Origin of the sequence: Nocardioides sp. SYSU D00065 (assembly GCF_017916425.1) — a bacterium.
Taxonomy (GTDB): domain Bacteria; phylum Actinomycetota; class Actinomycetes; order Propionibacteriales; family Nocardioidaceae; genus Nocardioides.
Genome location: NZ_JAFMSX010000002.1, coordinates 625,567 through 644,807, shown reverse-complemented (window position 1 = coordinate 644,807; position 19,241 = coordinate 625,567). Strand labels below are relative to the sequence as shown.

The following is a 19,241-nucleotide window of genomic DNA, read 5'->3' as shown; positions in this document are numbered from 1 at the left end:
CGCACGCTCCACACGGAGGGAGGCCGACGGTTGCGTCGGCCTCCCTCTTCTGTGCCGTGCAGCTGCCGCCGTACCAGGCCCCGGGCCTGACCTCCCGACCGTTCCGACCCCTAGGATGCGATGCCATGAGACTCGTCCTGCGAGGCATTACCAAGCGCTTCGGCAGCGTGGTGGCCAACGACTCGATCTCCCTCACGGTGGAGCCGGGCGAGATCCACTGCCTCCTCGGCGAGAACGGCGCGGGCAAGTCGACGCTGATGAACGTGCTCTACGGCCTCTACAAGGCCGACGAGGGCGAGATCGAGCTCGACGGCGAGGTCCAGCACTTCACCGGCCCCGGCGATGCGATGGCCGCGGGCATCGGCATGGTCCACCAGCACTTCATGCTGATCCCCGTCTTCACCGTCGCCGAGAACGTCATGCTCGGCAACGAGTCGACCGGCTTCGCCGGCACGCTCGACCTCGACGCTGCCCGCACGCGGGTCACGGAGATCTCCGAGCGCTTCGGCTTCCAGGTGAGCCCCGACGCGATCGTCGAGGACCTCCCGGTCGGCGTGCAGCAGCGGGTCGAGATCATCAAGGCGCTCTCGCGCGACGCCGAGCTCCTCGTGTTCGACGAGCCGACCGCGGTGCTCACGCCCCAGGAGACCGACGAGCTGATGGACATCATGCGCCAGCTCCGGGAGACCGGGAAGGCCATCGTCTTCATCACCCACAAGCTCCGCGAGGTCCGCGAGGTCGCGGACCGGATCACCGTGATCCGCCACGGCAAGGTGGTCGGCGAGGCCGATCCCCAGGCCAGCAACGCCGAGCTCGCCTCGATGATGGTGGGTCGGCCCGTCGAGCTCGTCGTGCACAAGGACGAGCCCGCCCTCGGCGACGACGCGCTCGTCGTGCGCGACCTGCGCGTCATCGACCCGGCGGGCCACGTGCAGGTCGACGGCATCAGCTTCACGATCCGCGCCGGCGAGGTGCTCGCCGTGGCCGGGGTGCAGGGCAACGGCCAGACCGAGCTCACCGAGGCCCTCCTCGGCCTGCAGGACGACGTGCACGGCTCGATCTCCCTCGACGGCGTGGAGCTGGTGGGGCGCTCGACCCGCAAGATCCTCGACGCTGGCGTCGGGTTCATCCCCGAGGACCGCCAGGTCGACGGCCTCGTGCCGGGCTTCACCATCGCCGAGAACCTCATGCTCAACCGCAGCTTCAAGTCGCCGTTCGTGGCTCGCGGGGCGCTGCGGCTCGGCGCGCTGCGCGCCTTCGCGGAGCAGAAGCTGCGCGAGTACGACGTACGCGCGCGCGACATCGACTCGCTCGCCGCCAACCTGTCGGGCGGCAACCAGCAGAAGGTGGTCGTGGCGCGTGAGCTCTCCCGCGACCTGCGCCTGCTCGTCGCGGCCCAGCCCACCCGCGGCGTCGACGTCGGCTCCATCGAGTTCATCCACAAGCAGATCGTCGCGACGCGCGACAGCGGCATCCCGGTCCTGGTGGTCTCCACCGAGCTCGACGAGGTGGTCGCGCTGGCCGACCGGATCATGGTGCTCTACCGCGGCCGGGTCGTCGGGATCGTCCCGGCGGACACCCCGCGCGAGACGCTCGGCCTCATGATGACCGGCGAACGCCCGAAGGACCTGAAGGACGTGGTCGCGTGAGTGACACCGACAAGCCCCAGCCCGCCGAGCCGGAGCCCGGGACCCAGCAGACCGCACCTCGCGAGGTGGACCCGGCCGAGGACGCCGCCGCGGCGCAGCCCGACCGGTCGCGCTCGGTGCTGCGCGACATCGCGACCGGCAACGCCCTGTCCGGCGTGCTCGCCGTCTTCCTCGCCGTCCTCGTCGGCTCGGTGATGATCGCCGCCACCGACGAGGGCGTGCGGGAGACGGTGGGCTACGTGACCGCGCGCCCCTCCGACTTCTTCACCGCCCTCTGGGACGCAGTGTCCGGCGCCTACACGGCGATGTTCCGCGGCGCGATCTTCAACAACCTCGTCGACGACCCGGCCCAGCAGTGGCGGCCGCTGACCGAGACGCTGAAGTACGCCGGCCCCCTCATCCTGGGCGGGCTCGGCGTGGGCCTGGCGTTCCGCGCCGCGCTGTTCAACATCGGCGGCCGCGGCCAGATGCTCATCGCGGGCGGCGCCGCCGGCTGGGTCGGCTTCCAACTCGACCTGCCGATGGCGGTCCACCTGCCGCTGGCGATCATCGTCGGCATGGTGTTCGGCGCCCTGTGGGGTGGCATCGCCGGGCTCCTCAAGGCGCGCACCGGCGCGCACGAGGTGATCGTCACGATCATGCTCAACTACGTCGCCTACTACCTGCTGTTCTGGGCGCTCACCAAGGAGGCCCTGCTCAAGACGCCGGGCTCGGTGAACCCCAAGTCGCCCCCGATGCACGACACCGCGATCCTGCCCAAGGTGCTGGGCGACCGGTTCAACCTGCACCTCGGCTTCGTGCTGGCGCTGGTGGCCGTCGCCGTCGTGTGGTGGCTGCTCAACCGGTCCACCCTCGGCTACCGCATCCGCGCCGTAGGCGAGAACCCCCACGCCGCCCGCGCCTCCGGCATCAACGTCGGCAAGACCTACACCGTCGTCATGATGATCGCGGGCTCCCTGCTCGGCCTCGCCGGCGTCAACCAGGTGCTGGGCACCGTGACCACCGGCGTCTCGCTCGACCTGGACGCCTCCATCGGCTTCGACGCCATCACCGTCGCCCTGCTCGGTCGCTCCCGCCCGCTCGGCATCCTCGCAGCGGGGCTCCTGTTCGGCGCCTTCAAGGCCGGCGGCTTCACCATGCAGGCCTCGGAGAACATCTCCGTCGACCTGGTGCTGGTCGTGCAGTCGCTGATCGTCCTCTTCCTCGCCGCGCCCGCCCTGGTGCGCACGATCTTCCGGCTCCCCGCCCAGGAGGCCAAGTGAGCACCCTGACCGACCAGCCCACGCCCGAGAGCGGCGGGCTGGCCCCCGACGCCACCGTCGCGCCCACCAGGTCGGCCGGCGCCCGCAAGCTGCCCGTCGTGCTCGGGGTGCTGACCCTCGGGCTCGGCCTGATCCTGGTGCTCTCGAGCCACTCGGGCGACACCACGTTCCAGCTCGCGGCCGACACCGACTTCGTGGCGCTGCCCGACATCGTGGTCCCCTCGGGACCGACGGGATGGGTGATGGTGCTCGCGTGCCTCGCGCTCACCGCGGAGGCCGTACGCCGCATGCTGGGCCACCTGCGCCAGCCCACCTGGATCCCGGTCGTGTTCGCGATCGCCTGGATGACCGGCTTCCTCAGCTGGGCCGCCGCGGACAACAGCATCCGCGTCGTCAGCCTGTTCGGCGGCGCGGTCGCGCTCGCCATCCCGCTCGTCTTCGGCGCGCTGGGCGGCGTGCTCGGCGAACGCGCGGGCGTCGTCAACATCGCCATCGAGGGACAGCTCCTCCTCGGCGCCTTCGCCGCCGCCATCACCGCCTCGACGACCGGCTCCCCGTGGGCCGGCCTCGTCTCGGCGGCGATCGCCGGCGCACTGGTGGCGCTCATCCTCGGCCTCTTCGCGATCACCTACTTCGTCGACCAGGTCATCGTCGGCGTCGTGCTCAACGTGCTGGTCCTCGGCCTGACGAACTTCCTGTTCCGCCAGGTGCTGACCCCGAACGCGCAGACCCTCAACGCCCCCGAGGGCTTCGACCGGGTGCCGATCCCGGTCCTGGGCGACATTCCGCTCGTCGGCCCGATCTTCTTCCGCCAGACGGCGCTGGTCTACGTGCTCTACCTCGTCGTGGCGCTCGTCGCGTACGCCCTCTACCGCACCCGCTGGGGCCTGCGCGTCCGCGCCGTCGGCGAGCACCCGAAGGCCGCCGACACGGTGGGCATCAAGGTCAACCGCACCCGCTACCGCACGATCCTGCTGGCCGGCGCGATCGCGGGCATGGGTGGCGCCTACTACACGCTCGTCTCGGTCAGCCAGTTCAACCGTGAGCTGACCAACGGCGCCGGCTACATCGCGCTGGCTGCGGTGATCTTCGGCAAGTGGGATCCCATCCGGGCCACCCTCGCCGCGCTCCTGTTCGGCTTCGCGACCAACCTGCAGGGCGTGCTCTCGGCCATCGGCTCCCCCGTGCCCAGCCAGTTCATGCTCGCGCTGCCCTACGTGGTCACCCTCTTCGCGGTCGCGGGCCTGGTCGGGCGCTCGCGCGCACCGGCGGCCGACGGGGTGCCCTACAAGCAGCAGTGAGCCCCTCATGCTGTCGACGCCCTACGAGAACCGGGCCGTCGGCTGACCGCCGGTACTCGGGGGCGTTGCGTCGTTCGTGAGGGATCCCCGGCCGGCCGGGGATTCCTCACGTTGTCGGCCCATGCAAGGGCCGACAACCTCAGGAAGAGCCGGACAACCCTCAGGCGGCAGGCGTACGGAGCAGGTTGCGGATCCGGGGAACTACCCGCTCGGGGCGGTGCAGGTCCGCCCACGTCAGCCGGATGCAGCGCCAGCCCCCCGAGGACCCGACGCCTCGGTCGGGTCCTCAGGAGCGCTCGCTCGTGCTGTACTGGGAGGCCACCGGTCGGCAGGAGGGTGCCGGCCGGGGCAGCGCGGCGATCGCACCCGGAGGGGCAACTGATGGAAGCTGAGCAGGGCGGTCCGGCGGACTCGGCCAGCACGTCTCTCGGGGAGGGCGCCCTCGCCCAGAGCAGCGAGCGCTACGCGTCGATGTTCATCCACCACCCCCACGCGGCGTACTCGGTGGACCGGCGCGGCTACTACACCGACGCCAACGAGCCGGCCCTGGCGATGACCGGGCTGAGCCTGCAGCAGATGAGGCAGTCGCACTACTCCCAGGTCATCCACCCCGACGACCTGCACATCATCGACGCCGCCTTCCACCGTGCCCTGACGGGGGTCCCGCAGCTGAGCGAGGCCCGGGTGCTGCGCCCCGACCGCGAGGTCATCGACATCCGGTGCACGATGATCCCGGTCGTCGTCGGCGGCGAGGTCGTCGGCGTGCACGGCATCGCCGAGGACGTCACGCGGGCCAAGGAGATGGTGCGCCAGCTGGAGGAGGCCAACGCCGCCAAGTCCCTGTTCCTGGCCACGGTCAGCCACGAGGTCCGCACCCCCCTGGCCGCCCTCGTCGGTGCCACCGACCTGCTCCTCGACGCCGGTCTGGGCCCAGAGCAGGAGCACTACGTGCGCATGGTGCACCGCTCCAGCCAGCGGCTGATGCACCTGGTCAACGACCTGCTGGAGTACTCCGGGCTGGAGGCGCACCAGAACGTCGTGCACCCGCGACCGTTCGAGGTGCGCTCGGTCGTGGAGGACGTCGCCGCCTGGGCCGTCCCGTTCGCCGCGAGCCGCGACCTCACGATGTCCTTCGCCGTCGACGAGGCCGTGCCGGCGAAGGCCGTGGGGGACGCGCGCCGGATCACCCAGGTGCTCACCAACCTCGTGCAGAACGCCCTCAAGTTCACCGAGCGCGGCGGCGTCGAGGTCCGGGTCCGCGCCCGCCCCATCGCGCCCGACGAGCGCCCCGACGACCGGGTCACCGGCGGCTGCGAGGACAGCACGGGGGTCGAGTTCGCGGTCGCCGACACAGGCATCGGCATCGCCGACGACCACCTGAGCACGCTCTTCGAGCCGTTCACCCAGGTCGACCCGCACGCCGCGCGCGAGCACCGCGGCGTTGGGCTCGGCCTCGCGATCTGCCGCGCCCTGGTCGACCTCCTGGGCGGCCGGCTGCAGGTCGAGTCCACCCTCGGGCAGGGCAGCACCTTCACCTTCGGCGTGCCCCTCGGTCGCCTGGAGCGCGACGCGACGGACGCGCCGTGACGGTTCTCAGGCGCTGAGCGCCGTGACCGCTGCCTCGGCGAGCACCCGGGCGGCGATGGGCGTGGCGGCCTCGTCGATGCGCAGGTTGCCCTGGTGCAGGTCGTACGTCGGACCGCCGGGCGTGCGCGTCCCGAGACGGGCCATCGCGCCGGGGACCGAGTCGAGGTACCAGCCGAAGTCCTCCCCGCCGAGGCTCTGCAGGGTCGAGACGTGACCCTGGGGCCCGAGGACCCGCTCCAGCGCGTCGCCCAGCAGCGCGGTGGACCTCGGGTGGTTGACCACCGGCGGCACGCCGCGCTGGTAGGTCACCTCAGCGGTCACGCTGTAGGGCGCGACGATCGAGGTGATCAGCTGGCGGATCAGGTGCTCGGCGTCCGCCCAGGCGACGGCGTCGAGCATGCGGACCGTGCCCGCGACGACACCGCCGTGCGGGATCACGTTGTGGGCCGACCCGGCGCGCACCATGCCCCACACCACGCTCACCCCGGCGCGGGGGTCGAGGCGGCGACTGAGGATGGCGGGCAGCTCGGTGATGACCTTGCCGAGGGCGAAGGTGAGGTCCTCGGTGAGGTGGGGACGTGAAGTGTGGCCGCCCTTGCCGATGAGCCGGACGGTCAGGGCGTCGGCGGCACCGGTCAGCGGACCCTCGCGCAGTCCGATCCGGCCCACGTCGAGACTGGGGTCGCAGTGCAGGCCGAAGACGTGACTCACGCCCTCGAGCGCACCGGACGAGATGAGGTGGAGCGCCCCGCCGGGCATGACCTCCTCGGCCGGCTGGAACAGCAGCCGCACCCGGCCCGGCAGCAGGCCGCGCACGGCTACCTCGGCGAGGGCCAGGCCCGCACCGACCAGGCCGGCGGTGTGGACGTCGTGACCGCAGGCGTGGGCGACGCCCGGGACGGTGCTGCGCCACGGATCCGAGATCAGGTCGTCCACCGGCAGCGCGTCGAGGTCGGCGCGGAGCGCCACGAGCGGTCCGCCGTGACCGATCTCGGCGAGCACGCCGCCGCCCTCGGGCCGCGTGATGGCCCAGCCGGCCCCCTCGAGCGCGGACACGACGGCATCGGAGGTGCGGTGCTCGCTCCAGCTGAGCTCGGGATGGGCGTGCAGGTCGCGGCGGAGCGCGACGAGCTCGTCGGCGTACTTGTCGACGACCTCGGCGATGACGGACGTGGCGGGGACTGGGGCAGGCATAACCCACCCAGCGTAGTTGCTCGGCCATGACGGCGCGGCGGATCTCATCCGACCCTGACGTGACGGACGCCGGCGGCCTCAGGCGCGCCGGCCCGCCTCCTCACGGTCGTACGCCGCCAGCAGGCGGTCCGCGGCCAGTGGCGCCGGCAGCTCGCCGGCCAGCACGGCCCGCCGTACGTCGTCGCGCACGGCTGCGACCCCGGGCGAGGACCGCAGGCGCTGGGCGAGCTCGTCGCGCACCAGCGCCCAGGTGAACTCCAGCTGCTGCTCGGCCCGCTTGCGCGCCAGGCCGTCGGTGCCGAGGTGCTCGCGGTGAGCGCCGACGCGCTGCCACACCTCCTCGATCCCGGCCCCCGTCAGCGCCGAGCAGGTCACCACCGGCGGCGCCCACTCGGCCTGCCCACGCACCAGGCGCAGCGCACCGGCGAGCTCGCGGGCGGCCACCCGCGCGTCGGCCTCGTGGTCGCCGTCGGCCTTGTTGACCGCGACCACGTCGGCGATCTCGAGGATGCCCTTCTTGATGCCCTGCAGCTGGTCGCCGGTGCGGGCGAGGGTGAGGAACAGGAACGTGTCGACCATGCCGGCGACGGTCACCTCCGACTGCCCGACGCCGACGGTCTCGACCAGCACGACGTCGTGGCCGGCCGCCTCCAGCACCAGCATCGCCTGCGTGGTGGCGCGTGCGACGCCGCCGAGGGTGCCGGCGGAGGGCGAGGGACGGATGAAGGCCCGGGGGTCGACCGACAGCGCGGCCATCCGGGTCTTGTCACCGAGCACGGAGCCGCCGGTGCGCACCGAGGACGGGTCCACGGCGAGGACACCGACCCGGTGCCCGGCCGCGGTGAGGCGAGTGCCGAGGCTCTCGATGAAGGTGGACTTGCCCACCCCGGGCACGCCCGAGATGCCCACCCGGGTCGCCGTGGGAGGGTCCTGGGCGGCCAGGGCGGTGAGCAGCTCACGCGCCGCGGCCCGGTGCTCGGCCCGCGAGGACTCCACGAGGGTGATGGCGCGCGCGACATCCGCGCGCCTGCCCGAGCGGATGCCCTCGACCAGCGCGGCGACGTCGACCTCTCGCACCGGGCGCGCCATGTCAGGCGCGCAGCCGGGCCAGCAGGTCGAGCGCGGACTCGGCGATGACCGTGCCGGGCAGGAACACCGCGGCCGCGCCCATCTCCTCGAGCACCGGCACGTCGTCGGGCGGGATCACGCCGCCGATGACGATCATGATGTCCGGGCGGCCCTGGTCGGCCAGCGCCTGCTTGAGCGCCGGCAGCAGCGTCAGGTGGCCGGCCGCGAGCGAGGAGACGCCGACGATGTGCACGTCGGCGTCGATCGCCTGCTGCGCGACCTCCTCGGGCGTCGAGAACAGCGGCCCCACGTCGACGTCGAAGCCGAGGTCGGCGAAGGCGGTGACGACGACCTTCTGCCCGCGGTCGTGGCCGTCCTGGCCCATCTTGGCGACGAGGATGCGGGGGCGGCGGCCCTCCTCGGCCTCGAACTCCTCCGTGGCGGCCAGGACCGCGGCCACGGCGCCGCTGGGGGCACCGTCCGCGCCGGCCTTGGCTGCCTCGTCGCGGTACACGCCGCTGATCGTACGGATCAAGGCCTGGTGACGGCCGTAGACCTTCTCCAGCGCATCCGAGATCTCCCCGACCGTGGCCTTGGCGCGCGCCGCGTCGACCGCCAGCGCCAGCAGGTTGCCCTCCAGGGAGCCGCCGCCGACCGGGCCGCGCTCGGCGGACGCGGTCAGCGCGTCGAGCGCCCGGCGTACGTCGTCGTCGTCGCGCTCGGCGCGCAGCCGCTCGAGCTTGGCGACCTGCTGGCGGTAGACGTCGTCGTTGTCGACGCGCAGCACGTCGAGCCGGTCCTCGGCGGCGAGGCGGTAGGTGTTGACGCCGATGACCTTCTGGGCGCCCGAGTCGATGCGCGCCTGGGTGCGGGCGGCCGCCTCCTCGATGCGCATCTTGGGGATGCCCTGCTCGATCGCGGCAGCCATCCCGCCGGCGCGCTCGGCCTCGAGGATGTGCGCCCAGGCCCGCTCCGCGAGGTCGTGGGTGAGCTTCTCGACGTAGTAGGAGCCGGCCCACGGGTCGATGACCTCGGTGGTGCCGCTCTCCTGCTGCAGCAGCAGCTGGGTGTTGCGGGCGATGCGCGCCGAGAAGTCGGTGGGCAGCGCGATCGCCTCGTCGAGGGCGTTGGTGTGCAGCGACTGGGTGTGGCCCTGGGTGGCGGCCATCGCCTCGATGCAGGTGCGCCCGACGTTGTTGAAGACGTCCTGCGCGGTCAGCGACCAGCCCGAGGTCTGGCTGTGCGTGCGCAGCGAGCGCGACTTGGGGTTCTGCGGCTCGAAGTCGTCGACGAGGCGCGCCCACAGCGCCCGGGCGGCGCGCATCTTGGCGACCTCCATGAAGAAGTTCATCCCGATCGCCCAGAAGAACGACAGCCGCGGGGCGAACTGGTCGATCGTCATGCCGGTGCCGAGGCCGGCGCGGATGTACTCGACGCCGTCGGCCAGCGTGTACGCCAGCTCCAGGTCGGCCGTCGCCCCGGCCTCCTGGATGTGGTAGCCGGAGATCGAGATCGAGTTGAAGCGCGGCATCCGCTGCGAGGTGTAGGCGAAGATGTCGCTGATGATCCGCATGCTCGGCGCCGGCGGGTAGATGTAGGTGTTGCGGACCATGAACTCCTTGAGGATGTCGTTCTGGATGGTCCCGGCGAGCTGCTCCGGCTTCACCCCCTGCTCCTCGGCCGCGGCGATGTAGAGCGCGAGCACCGGGAGAACGGCGCCGTTCATGGTCATCGACACCGACATCTCGTCCAGGGGGATGCCGTCGAAGAGGGTGCGGGTGTCGTAGATCGAGTCGATCGCCACGCCCGCCATGCCGACGTCGCCGCGTACGCGCGGGTGGTCGGAGTCGTAGCCGCGGTGGGTGGCGAGGTCGAAGGCGACGCTCAACCCCTTCTGGCCCGCGGCGAGGTTGCGGCGGTAGAAGGCGTTGGACTCCTCGGCGGTGGAGAACCCGGCGTACTGCCGGATCGTCCACGGCTGGGTGGTGTACATCGTCGGGTAGGGGCCGCGCAGGAACGGCGCGAGACCGGGCCACGTGTCGAGACCGTCGAGTCCCTCGAGGTGCTCGGGACCGTAGATCGGCAGGATGTCAATGCCCTCGGGGCTGGCCCACGGCTCGCCGCTCGGCCCGGTCCGACCGCGTCCGGTCGCGCCGGACTCCAGCGGGACCTCAGCGAAGTTCTCCGGGATGCTCATCGCGCGAGCTCCTCTCGGATCCGGCCGAGGAAGCCGAGCGCGTCGACCCCCATGGCACACGAGTCGTCGACGTCGGTGACCGTCCGCTCCCCCGGCCTGCCCGCCAGCACGACGTACGACGCCCCTGCCGCCCGGAGCGCGGCGACCAGGTCGGCGCCCCACTCGGCGTACGCCGCGTCGGTGCCGGCCAGGCAGACCACGCGCTGCCCGGCGTAGGCGGCGGTCACCTCCGCGACGCCCTCGGTCGCGCCGACGGTCTCGACCGAGACCCCGCCGGCGGCGAACAGGTTCGCGGCGAAGGTGGCGCGCGCGGTGTGCGCGGCGACCGAGCCCATGGTGGCGAGGAACACCGGGTGGGCGGCCGGCTCGGCGCGCATGTCCTCGTATGCCCAGCCGTAGTGGCGAACGTAGCGGTGGATCCCCGGGTCCCGCTCGGGCAGGGCCTCGGCCAGGTGCGGGAACTCCGAGACGCCGGTGAGCGGACGCGACCGGTCGGCGACCTGGGCGTCGCGGACGGCGGCCACCTGCCGCACCCGCTGCTTGACGCCCTGTCGGGCGTCATCGGCGAGCGCGCCGCCGTCGGCCTCGATCCGCCCGAGCTCGGCCCAGGCGGCCGCAGCGAGGTCGTCGGTCAGCCTCTCGACGGCGTACGCGCCGCCGGCCGGGTCGGCGACGGCGGCGACGTGCGACTCCTCGATCAGCAGCGACGAGGTGTTGCGGGCGATGCGGCGCCCGAAGGCGTCCGGCGCACCGAGCGGTTCGTCGAACGGCACCACGGTGATGGCGTCGGCGCCACCCACGCCGGCCGCGAACGCGGCGACCGTGCCCCGCAGCATGTTGACCCACGGGTCGCGCCGGCTGGTCATCGGCCGGCTGGTGACGACGTGCAGGGCCATCTCGCCGCCCTCGGCACCGCCCTCGGCACCGCTCGCCTCGAGGACCCGCGCCCAGAGCCGGCGCGCGGCGCGCAGCTTGGCGATGGTGGGGAACTGCTCGTCGGTGGCGGCCAACCGGAACTCGATGAGCCGGGCCGCGGGCTCGACGTCGAAGCCCTCGTGCGCCAGGAGGCGGAGGTAGGCCACGCCCGTGGCGACGGCCCAGCCGAGCTCCTGGGCGTCGCTGGCGCCCCGGTCGTGCAGGGCCGTGCCGTCCACCACCAGCGCTCGTACGCCGAGCTGGGAGGCGCGCCGTACGACAGGGGCGACGAGGTCGCGAGCGGAGGCGCCGTCGTCCCGGACCCGCGAGACCAGCATCTCCAGGGTCTGGAGGTCGAAGGAGAGGTTGGTGTGCGGGTGCACCGCCCCCTCGATCCCGTCGAGGAAGTCCGCGAACGACTCGAGCTGCTCGGTGGAGGGCCGGTCGAGCACGACGGGGGCCAGGTCGAGGAGCACCCCGTCGAGGAGGGTTCCCCAGTTGGGGGCGCCGTGCCCGTCGAGGTGCAGCAGGACCGAGGTGGCGCCGTTCTCCAGGTCCTGCAGCACGGCCTCGTTGGCCGCCCTCGCGTCGACGACCTCGACCTGCGTGCGCACGTCCCAGGAGCCGGAGCGCTGCGGTCGTCCGCGGGTGCGCAGCCCGTCGAGGTCGGCCGGCCGGCCGATGGGCGCGACACCGATGCCGTCGAGGCTGGTCCGCGTCAGCGCCGACCAGACGTCCGAGTCCGGGGCGTCCTCGCCGAGGCGGCGTGCCTTGCGCAGCACCGCGGCGGACGCCGCCTCCCACGTGGTGACGTCGTACGCGTCGCGCGGTCCCACGAGGCGCAGCGAGCCCTCCTCCGGCTGCAGCTCCGCGGGCTCGTCGAGGCCGCCCTCGAGGGCGCCGTCGGCCTCGCCGTCGGGGCCGGCATCCGGGTCGGTCATACGGCGCAGGATAGGACGAGCGTCACGTGCGGGACACCGGGGCGTGCCCATGGGATGGGTCTCAGCATCGCCAGCCGACCTCGGCTGGGCTCGGGCGACGGCCGCCGCTGCGGCGTACGACGGAGGGGCACGCACCCCTCGGCGGCCTGTGGCGTCGGTCACACTGCAGCCGGATGGCGTGCGCGCGGACGAACCTCACACCGCCTCGGCACGTGGTAGCCGCAGGATGAGATATACGGTGACCAGGTGGCAACCCAACTCAACGCCTCTCGACCGTCCGGCCCCACCCTGGTGAAGGGCGCGCGGGCGGCGCGCACCACCGTCGCGCTGAAGCTCGCCATGGCGGTGAGCGGCTTCGTGTTCGTGAGCTTCGTGCTCGCGCACATGTACGGCAACCTCAAGGCCTTCGCCGGCCACGACGCGTTCAACGAGTACGCCCACCACCTGCGCGAGCTCGGCGAGCCGCTGCTGCCGCACGAGGGCGCGCTCTGGATCCTGCGCCTCGGGTTGATCCTCTCCCTCGTCGTGCACGTCGTCACGGGCATCGCGCTGTGGCGCCGCGCCGCGCGCGCTCGCACCACGAAGTACGTGAAGAAGCGGGACACCGGCGCGTCCAAGGCGAGCCTGATGATGCGCTGGGGCGGCCTGACCATCCTGGTGTTCCTCGTCTGGCACCTGCTCAACTTCACGATCGGCAAGGTCAACCCGCAGGGCGGCGCGACCGACGACCCCTACAACCTGCTGGTCGACACCTTCGACGTCTGGTGGATGACGCTCATCTACCTCGTCGCCATGGTCGCCCTCGGCCTCCACCTGCACCACGGCGTCTGGAGCGCCGCCCAGTCGCTCGGCTGGACCGGCACGGCGGCCAAGCGCCGGCGCGCCAAGAACATCGGATTCATCACCGCGGTGGTCATCGCCGGCGGCTACTCCCTCGTCCCGCTCGCCGTCCTCGCCGGCATCATCACCAAGTAAGGGGTCACCACACCGTGAGCCACGACATGGACACGACCGACACCGTCACCTCCACCGAGGCCCCCACCTCCGGGATCGCCGACGGCGAGCACGACGACGCGGCCGGCTACTACACGCCGGGCGAGCCGATCATCGACTCCAAGGCCCCCGGCGGCCCGATCTCAGAGCGCTGGTCGACTCGCAAGTTCGAGGCGCGACTGGTCAACCCGGCCAACCGGCGCAAGCTCTCCGTCATCATGGTCGGCACCGGGCTCGCCGGCGCCTCGGCCGCCGCGACGCTCGGCGAGGCCGGCTACAACGTCAAGACGTTCTGCTACCAGGACTCCCCGCGCCGGGCGCACTCGATCGCCGCGCAGGGCGGCATCAACGCCGCCAAGAACTACAAGGAGGACGGCGACTCCGTCCACCGCCTCTTCTACGACACCGTCAAGGGCGGCGACTACCGCTCGCGCGAGTCCAACGTCTACCGCCTGGCCGAGGTCAGCACCAACATCATCGACCAGTGCGTCGCCCAGGGCGTGCCCTTCGCCCGCGAGTACGGCGGTCTCCTCGACAACCGCTCCTTCGGCGGCGTCCAGGTCTCGCGCACCTTCTACGCCCGCGGCCAGACCGGCCAGCAGCTGCTGATCGGCGCCTACCAGGCGCTCGAGCGGCAGGTCTCCGCCGGCACCGTCACGATGTACGCGCGCCACGAGATGCTCGAGCTGATCGTCGTCGACGGCAAGGCGCGCGGCATCATCGCCCGCGACATGGTCACCGGCGAGATCCAGACCCACCTCGCCGACGTCGTCGTCATCGCCTCCGGCGGCTACGGCAACGTGTTCTACCTGTCCACCAACGCGATGGGCTCCAACGTCACCGCCGCGTGGCGCGCGCACCGCAAGGGCGCCTACATGGCCAACCCCTGCTACACGCAGATCCACCCGACCTGCATCCCGGTCTCCGGCTCGCACCAGTCCAAGCTGACCCTCATGTCGGAGTCGCTGCGCAACGACGGTCGCATCTGGGTGCCGAAGAACCAGGCCGACTGCGACAAGGACCCGCGCGACATCCCGGAGGAGGACCGCGACTACTACCTGGAGCGGATCTACCCCTCGTTCGGCAACCTGGTCCCCCGCGACATCGCCTCGCGGGCCGCGAAGAACGTCTGCGACGAGGGTCGCGGCGTCGGGCCCGAGGTCGACGGCGTACGGCGCGGGGTGTACCTCGACTTCGCCGACGCGATCGAGCGTCTGGGCCTGGAGGCGGTCGCCAACAAGTACGGCAACCTGTTCGACATGTACGCCCGGATCACCGGGGAGGACCCCTACTCGGTGCCGATGCGCATCTACCCCGCCGTGCACTACGTCATGGGCGGCCTGTGGGTCGACTACGACCTGCAGTCCACGATCCCGGGGCTGTTCGTGACCGGTGAGGCGAACTTCTCCGACCACGGCGCCAACCGGCTCGGGGCCTCGGCGCTGATGCAGGGCCTGGCCGACGGGTACTTCGTGCTGCCCCACACGATCCGCGACTACCTCGCCGACGGGCCCTTCGAGCCGATCGGTGAGGACCACCCCGCCGTCGTGGAGGCGCAGCAGTCCGTCCGCGAGCGCATCGAGCACTTCCTCACCGTGAACGGCACCCGCAGCGTCGACTCCTACCACCGCGAGCTCGGCAACATCATGTGGGAGTACTGCGGGATGGAGCGCAGCGAGGACGGGCTCAAGAAGGCCATCGACCTCATCCGCGGCCTGCGCGACGACTTCTACCGCAACGTCAAGGTGCTCGGCAGCTCCGAGTCGCTCAACCAGTCGCTCGAGAAGGCCGGCCGCGTGGCCGACTTCTTCGAGCTCGGCGAGCTGATGTGCATCGACGCGCTCAACCGGCGCGAGTCCTGCGGCGGCCACTTCCGCGCCGAGTCGCAGACCGAGGACGGCGAGGCGATGCGCCACGACGACGAGTTCGCCTACGTCGCGGCGTGGGAGTGGGCCGGGCTGGACGAGCGCCCGATCCTGCACAAGGAAGACCTGGTCTACACCGCCATCGAGATGAAGCAGCGGAGCTACAAGTGAGCATGAACCTGACCCTGAAGATCTGGCGGCAGCCCGACCGGGACACCCCCGGCGCCATGCACACCTACGAGGTCGCCGACGTCTCGCCGGACATGTCGTTCCTGGAGATGCTCGACGTGCTCAACGAGCAGCTCAACGACAAGGGCGAGGAGCCGATCGCCTTCGACTCCGACTGTCGCGAGGGCATCTGCGGCACCTGCGGCCTGATGATCAACGGCGACGCGCACGGGCCCGAGGTCACCACGACCTGCCAGCTGCACATGCGCTCGTTCAAGGACGGCGAGACCATCACCATCGAGCCGTGGCGCTCGGACGCGTTCCCGGTCATCAAGGACCTCGTCGTCGACCGCGGCGCCCTGGACCGGATCGTCCAGGCCGGCGGCTACATCTCCGTCAACACCGGCTCGGCGCCCGAGGCGCACTCCGTGCCGGTGCCCAAGGAGGACGCCGACCGGGCCTTCAACGTCGCGACCTGCATCCAGTGCGGCGCCTGCGTCGCGGCCTGCCCCAACGGGTCGGCCTCGCTGTTCATGGGCGCCAAGGTCACCCACCTGGGGCTGTTGCCCCAGGGCCAGCCCGAGCGCGACGAGCGCGTGGTCAACATGGTCGCCCAGCACGACCACGAGGGCTTCGGCGGCTGCACCAACATCGGCGCCTGCACGGCCGCCTGCCCCAAGGAGATCCCGCTCGACGTGATCTCGCAGCTCAACAAGGACCTGCGCACGGCCATCAGGCACGGCCACTGATCTGTTGCTCGTCGACGAGGGCCGGGGGTCTCCCCCGGCCCTCGTTGCGTGTGCTGGCTCTTGGAGCGGTGAGCCAGCCACATCCCAGGGCTGCCCGATGTGGCTCACGCACCGCTAGCCTGTCACGGCCCTGGTGCTGGCCCGGCGGTGAGCCAGCCACATTCCGGGACCGCCCGATGTGGCTGACGCACCGCTGACGCGGATCGCGGCCTTGGTGCTGGGTCCGGCGGTGAGCCAGCCACGTCCCAGGACCGCCCGATGTGGCTGACGCACCGCTGACGCGGATCGCGGCCCCGCTGCTGCCCCTAGCGGTGTCCCAGCCACATTCCGGAGCCGCTCGATGTGGCTCACGCACCGCTGGCCTGGGTCACGCGGCGCGATACCGCCGCCGTACGACGTCGGAGAGCGGCCGGAACAGGGACGTCCAGCCGGACCCGAAGTCCGGTTCTGGGCCGTCGTAGCCTCGCGCCACGAGCGCGGCGTGCACCAGCCGAACCGTGGACTTGGGGGAACGCATCCGTTCGCGGGTGACGAACGAGCTCGTACGCGACGCCGTGCCGGCGATACAGGGAGTACCGGTCGATGTCGGCGTTGTACTGGCCGCGGTGCTCCTGGTGCTGGCTGCCCTCGTACTCGATCGCCACCTCGTGAGGCCCGTACCACTGGTCCGGCGTCAGCACGACGCCAGGCGCGACCTCGACCGTGCGGTTGACTTCGGGGGCCGGCAGACCTGCTGCGACGACGTACGCGAGGAGCTTCGCCTCGGGCATCGACCTGCACCGGTCGTCGAGGAACGGCAGGACGTACGCCGTCTCCGGCACGCCGCGTCGCCACTTCTCCTCGTCGAGCATCCGCTCGAGCAGGTACGGGTCGAGCTGCGCGGCATGCATCATCGCGCACCCGACCTTGATCGCTTCGATGGTCCGCGTCTCGGCGCAGAACGCCACGTAGGCCGCTTCAGCAGAGACGCCCTCGTCGTCGTGCGGAGGCATCTTGACCGTGCGGTGCAGGAACACCCCGTCCAGCGCCAGGTGCAGGTCGCCCTCGACGACGAAGTGCAGTGGAAGTGGCGCACCGACCTCGAAACCCAGCTGCCTCAGCCGCGTGGCTCCGGTCGTCCTCGCGGAGTCCGGCAGGGCGAGACGGGCGGCTTCCAACCGCTCCTCCCACGTGAGGAGGTGGTCGCGGGCGCAGTAGACGCCGTGATGGAGACGGCGAAACCGCACACCCTCCAGCATTCGTGGGGTCAGGCCCGATGCCAGGGCCTCGGCGCGGGCGATGGGTCGGTGGAACAGGTCATCAGGGACGGTCGACATCGGCCCATTCGACGCGCGACGACGCACGTCCGTCGCCGGTACGGGCCGCGCCTGTGGATGCGATCGAGGTGATCGAGGCTGTGGACGGTTCGCGGCTCGCGTGCCGACGTACGCAGCGGTGCCTGAGCCACCTCGCGAGTGCTGGGGATGCCGCTGGGTCACCGTCCGACCGTCCGGTTTCGATGCGTGAGCACCGGCGGTGCGTCACCCACATGACGGAGCCTCGAGATGTGGCTCACTCACCGCCCCGACCCGGACGAGGCGCTCACGCACCACCAGCGGTGCCACACCCACATCCAGAAGCCCCAGAATGTGGCTCACTCACCGCCCCACCCCGCACGAGGCGCTCACGCACCACCAGCGGTGCCACACCCACATCCAGAAGCCCCAGGATGTGGCTCACTCACCGCTCGGCCAGCGCTCAAGCAGCCACCGCCCAGTCCCCGCTCGGGCGGGGAGCGCAGACGGTCAGCGTCGCCGGCGGAGCAGGGCGACGAGGCCCAGCATCGAGGCAGCCCCGGCTGCGAAGGCCGTCCTGGGTGAGGACGCGCCCGTCACCTGCGGGCGTACGACACCCGCTGCCGCGGCGAGGTCGATCCGCGGTCCCTCCGGCATCTGGTCCGCGACGCGCCGGGCGTCGCGCTCGGCGCGGGCCTGGGGCGAGGTGTAGGCCCAGGCGGCGGAGTAGACCACGACGCGGGAGAAGTAGTTGATCCAGACCAGCAGGATCAGCGCGATGCCGAAGGCCTGGAACGCGGCGGAGTTCGCGGTGGACTTGAGCAGGAGGGTGGACAGCTGCTTGAGGACCTCGAAGGCCACCGCCCCCAGCAGCGCGCCGGACCAGAGCGAGCGGGTCGGCACCTCGGGCGCGGCGAGCAGGCGGAAGAACGCGAAGAACAGCAGCGCGTTGGCCGCCAGCCCCAGCACGACCGCCAGCGTCGCGAGCACGACCCCGGCGACCATCCCGAGCGACAGCGCCTCGAGGATCGGGGTCAGCAGCTTGGTCGCGACACCCGAGACCGCGACGCTCACGACCAGCACCGACCCGAGCGTCATCAGGGCGAGGATGTCGCGCAGCTTGCCCGTCACGAAGCTCGGCTGCTCGCGCGGCGGCTCCTCGAAGACCGCCACGAGCGCCTCGCGCATGCCCGAGAGCCAGCCCAGCCCGGAGTAGAGGGTGAGCAGGATGCCGACGCTGAAGATGCCGGGCGCCGCGGCCTGCAGGGTTTCGAGCGAGACGCCGCTGTCGCCGCCGACGAGTCCCGGCAGCACCGAGTTGGCCGCGTCGACGAGGGTGTCCTGCGCGTCGCTGTAGACCTTGGCGACCTGTCCGAAGACCGCGAACGACAGCGCGAGGATGGGGAAGAAGGAGAGGAAGGCGAAGTACGTCACCGCGGCGGCGAGGGCGTTGCCCTTGACGAGGTTGTAGTGCTCGACCATCCGCACGACGTGGTCGACGACGGGCCGGCGCGCGCGCAGTCGCGCGACGCGCTGCTTGGCTGCGGTGACGAGGGACATCGCTCAGCCCAGCGCGTAGTGGTGCGTGGGCTGCCAGCCGGCGTGCTGGTCGTGGACGTAGAGGCTGAACGCGTCGACGGCGAAGCGGCACTCGAAGGTGGCCAGGTCCTCGTAGGCACGGTCGAGCGCCTCGTCGTCGAGGTGGTGGGCGATGGTCACGTGCGGGTGGTAGGGGAAGTGCAGGTCCACCGCGAGCGGCCCGCGGCGTACGGCGTCGGCGAGGACCTCGCACGCCGAGATCCCCTCGGCGAGCATGACGAACACGACCGGCGAGACCGGGCGGAAGGTGCCGGTGCCGCGCAGGTGGATGTCGAACGGCTCGACGCCCGCAGCGGCCGCGCCGAGGTGCTCGATCACGGCCGGGAGCTCGGCCTCGTCCACCTCCGTGGGAGGGATGAGGGTGATGTGGGTCGGGATGTGCGTCGCGGTCGTGTCGCCGATCGAGGTCCGGTAGTCCTGCAGCTCGCTCGCCCACGGCTCGGGGATCGCGATGGCTACTCCGATGGTCGGCACGTCAG

14 protein-coding genes are annotated in these 19,241 nt (G+C 71.6%); 7 read left to right on the top strand and 7 right to left on the bottom strand.

The window, feature by feature from the left end; translation table 11 throughout:
* Positions 1 to 125 precede the first annotated feature (125 nt).
* The 4 genes from J3P41_RS11140 to J3P41_RS11125 all read left to right on the top strand — a co-directional run bounded on the left by J3P41_RS11140 (position 126) and on the right by J3P41_RS11125 (position 5,799).
* Positions 126 to 1,649: an ABC transporter ATP-binding protein gene (locus tag J3P41_RS11140; protein ID WP_210650357.1), complete on the top strand. Its 1,524-nt coding sequence runs from the start codon at positions 126 to 128 to the stop codon at positions 1,647 to 1,649.
* On the top strand, positions 1,646 to 2,911 hold the full coding sequence (locus J3P41_RS11135) for an ABC transporter permease (RefSeq protein WP_307861941.1): 1,266 nt from the start codon (positions 1,646 to 1,648) through the stop codon (positions 2,909 to 2,911). The genes J3P41_RS11140 and J3P41_RS11135 overlap by 4 nt, the downstream gene beginning before the upstream one ends.
* Positions 2,908 to 4,212 (top strand): ABC transporter permease, encoded by a 1,305-nt coding sequence (locus tag J3P41_RS11130; protein WP_307861940.1) that lies wholly within the window; start codon positions 2,908 to 2,910, stop codon positions 4,210 to 4,212. Before J3P41_RS11135 ends, J3P41_RS11130 begins: the two co-directional genes overlap by 4 nt.
* 381 nt (positions 4,213 to 4,593) lie before the next feature.
* The gene (locus tag J3P41_RS11125; protein WP_210650356.1) at positions 4,594 to 5,799 is read left to right on the top strand and encodes a HAMP domain-containing sensor histidine kinase; all 1,206 of its coding nucleotides are present in this window, start codon (positions 4,594 to 4,596) and stop codon (positions 5,797 to 5,799) included.
* A gap of 6 nt (positions 5,800 to 5,805) precedes the next feature.
* Here the strand turns inward: J3P41_RS11125 and J3P41_RS11120 are convergent, their stop codons facing one another.
* From J3P41_RS11120 to J3P41_RS11105, 4 genes are all read right to left on the bottom strand, one after another.
* Complete coding sequence (locus J3P41_RS11120; protein ID WP_210650355.1) at positions 5,806 to 6,993, bottom strand: amidohydrolase; 1,188 nt, start codon at positions 6,991 to 6,993, stop codon at positions 5,806 to 5,808.
* A gap of 78 nt (positions 6,994 to 7,071) precedes the next feature.
* Positions 7,072 to 8,082: a methylmalonyl Co-A mutase-associated GTPase MeaB gene (meaB, locus tag J3P41_RS11115; RefSeq protein ID WP_210650354.1), complete on the bottom strand. Its 1,011-nt coding sequence runs from the start codon at positions 8,080 to 8,082 to the stop codon at positions 7,072 to 7,074.
* A gap of 1 nt (position 8,083) precedes the next feature.
* Positions 8,084 to 10,258 carry a methylmalonyl-CoA mutase gene (gene scpA, locus J3P41_RS11110; RefSeq protein WP_210650353.1) on the bottom strand — a complete coding sequence of 725 codons (2,175 nt, stop codon included), beginning with the start codon at positions 10,256 to 10,258 and terminating at the stop codon, positions 8,084 to 8,086.
* Entirely contained in the window at positions 10,255 to 12,114 is a 1,860-nt protein-coding gene (locus J3P41_RS11105) for a methylmalonyl-CoA mutase family protein (RefSeq protein WP_210650352.1), read from the bottom strand. The genes scpA and J3P41_RS11105 overlap by 4 nt, the downstream gene beginning before the upstream one ends.
* Positions 12,115 to 12,360: 246 nt before the next feature.
* Here J3P41_RS11105 and J3P41_RS11100 point away from each other — a divergent pair, with 246 nt between their 5' ends.
* The 3 genes from J3P41_RS11100 to J3P41_RS11090 are packed head-to-tail and all read left to right on the top strand — an operon-like array spanning position 12,361 to position 15,889.
* Positions 12,361 to 13,089 (top strand): succinate dehydrogenase cytochrome b subunit, encoded by a 729-nt coding sequence (locus J3P41_RS11100; RefSeq protein ID WP_307861939.1) that lies wholly within the window; start codon positions 12,361 to 12,363, stop codon positions 13,087 to 13,089.
* A gap of 26 nt (positions 13,090 to 13,115) precedes the next feature.
* Positions 13,116 to 15,143, top strand: coding sequence for a fumarate reductase/succinate dehydrogenase flavoprotein subunit (locus tag J3P41_RS11095; protein WP_210650845.1), 2,028 nt, complete (start codon positions 13,116 to 13,118; stop codon positions 15,141 to 15,143).
* A 2-nt stretch (positions 15,144 to 15,145) separates the two neighbouring features.
* Positions 15,146 to 15,889, top strand: coding sequence for a succinate dehydrogenase/fumarate reductase iron-sulfur subunit (locus J3P41_RS11090; protein WP_210650351.1), 744 nt, complete (start codon positions 15,146 to 15,148; stop codon positions 15,887 to 15,889).
* Between the two features lie 347 nt (positions 15,890 to 16,236).
* Here J3P41_RS11090 and J3P41_RS11085 read toward each other — a convergent pair whose 3' ends face one another.
* The 3 genes from J3P41_RS11085 to J3P41_RS11075 all read right to left on the bottom strand — a co-directional run bounded on the left by J3P41_RS11085 (position 16,237) and on the right by J3P41_RS11075 (position 19,236).
* Positions 16,237 to 17,205, bottom strand: coding sequence for a hypothetical protein (locus J3P41_RS11085; RefSeq protein WP_210650350.1), 969 nt, complete (start codon positions 17,203 to 17,205; stop codon positions 16,237 to 16,239).
* Between the two features lie 468 nt (positions 17,206 to 17,673).
* Positions 17,674 to 18,723 carry a YihY/virulence factor BrkB family protein gene (locus J3P41_RS11080; protein WP_210650349.1) on the bottom strand — a complete coding sequence of 350 codons (1,050 nt, stop codon included), beginning with the start codon at positions 18,721 to 18,723 and terminating at the stop codon, positions 17,674 to 17,676.
* A gap of 3 nt (positions 18,724 to 18,726) precedes the next feature.
* Complete coding sequence (locus J3P41_RS11075; protein ID WP_210650348.1) at positions 18,727 to 19,236, bottom strand: 2'-5' RNA ligase family protein; 510 nt, start codon at positions 19,234 to 19,236, stop codon at positions 18,727 to 18,729.
* Positions 19,237 to 19,241 lie beyond the last annotated feature (5 nt).

Coding starts and splice junctions, on each gene's coding strand:
- scpA (WP_210650353.1), bottom strand. CDS start 10,258: ATGAGCATCCCGGAGAACTTCGCTGAGGTCCCGCTGGAGTCCGGCGCG.
- J3P41_RS11095 (WP_210650845.1), top strand. CDS start 13,116: ATGGACACGACCGACACCGTCACCTCCACCGAGGCCCCCACCTCCGGG.
- J3P41_RS11105 (WP_210650352.1), bottom strand. CDS start 12,114: ATGACCGACCCGGATGCCGGCCCCGACGGCGAGGCCGACGGCGCCCTC.
- J3P41_RS11085 (WP_210650350.1), bottom strand. CDS start 17,205: ATGTCGACCGTCCCTGATGACCTGTTCCACCGACCCATCGCCCGCGCC.
- J3P41_RS11140 (WP_210650357.1), top strand. CDS start 126: ATGAGACTCGTCCTGCGAGGCATTACCAAGCGCTTCGGCAGCGTGGTG.
- J3P41_RS11120 (WP_210650355.1), bottom strand. CDS start 6,993: ATGCCTGCCCCAGTCCCCGCCACGTCCGTCATCGCCGAGGTCGTCGAC.
- J3P41_RS11125 (WP_210650356.1), top strand. CDS start 4,594: ATGGAAGCTGAGCAGGGCGGTCCGGCGGACTCGGCCAGCACGTCTCTC.
- meaB (WP_210650354.1), bottom strand. CDS start 8,082: ATGGCGCGCCCGGTGCGAGAGGTCGACGTCGCCGCGCTGGTCGAGGGC.
- J3P41_RS11090 (WP_210650351.1), top strand. CDS start 15,146: ATGAACCTGACCCTGAAGATCTGGCGGCAGCCCGACCGGGACACCCCC.
- J3P41_RS11080 (WP_210650349.1), bottom strand. CDS start 18,723: ATGTCCCTCGTCACCGCAGCCAAGCAGCGCGTCGCGCGACTGCGCGCG.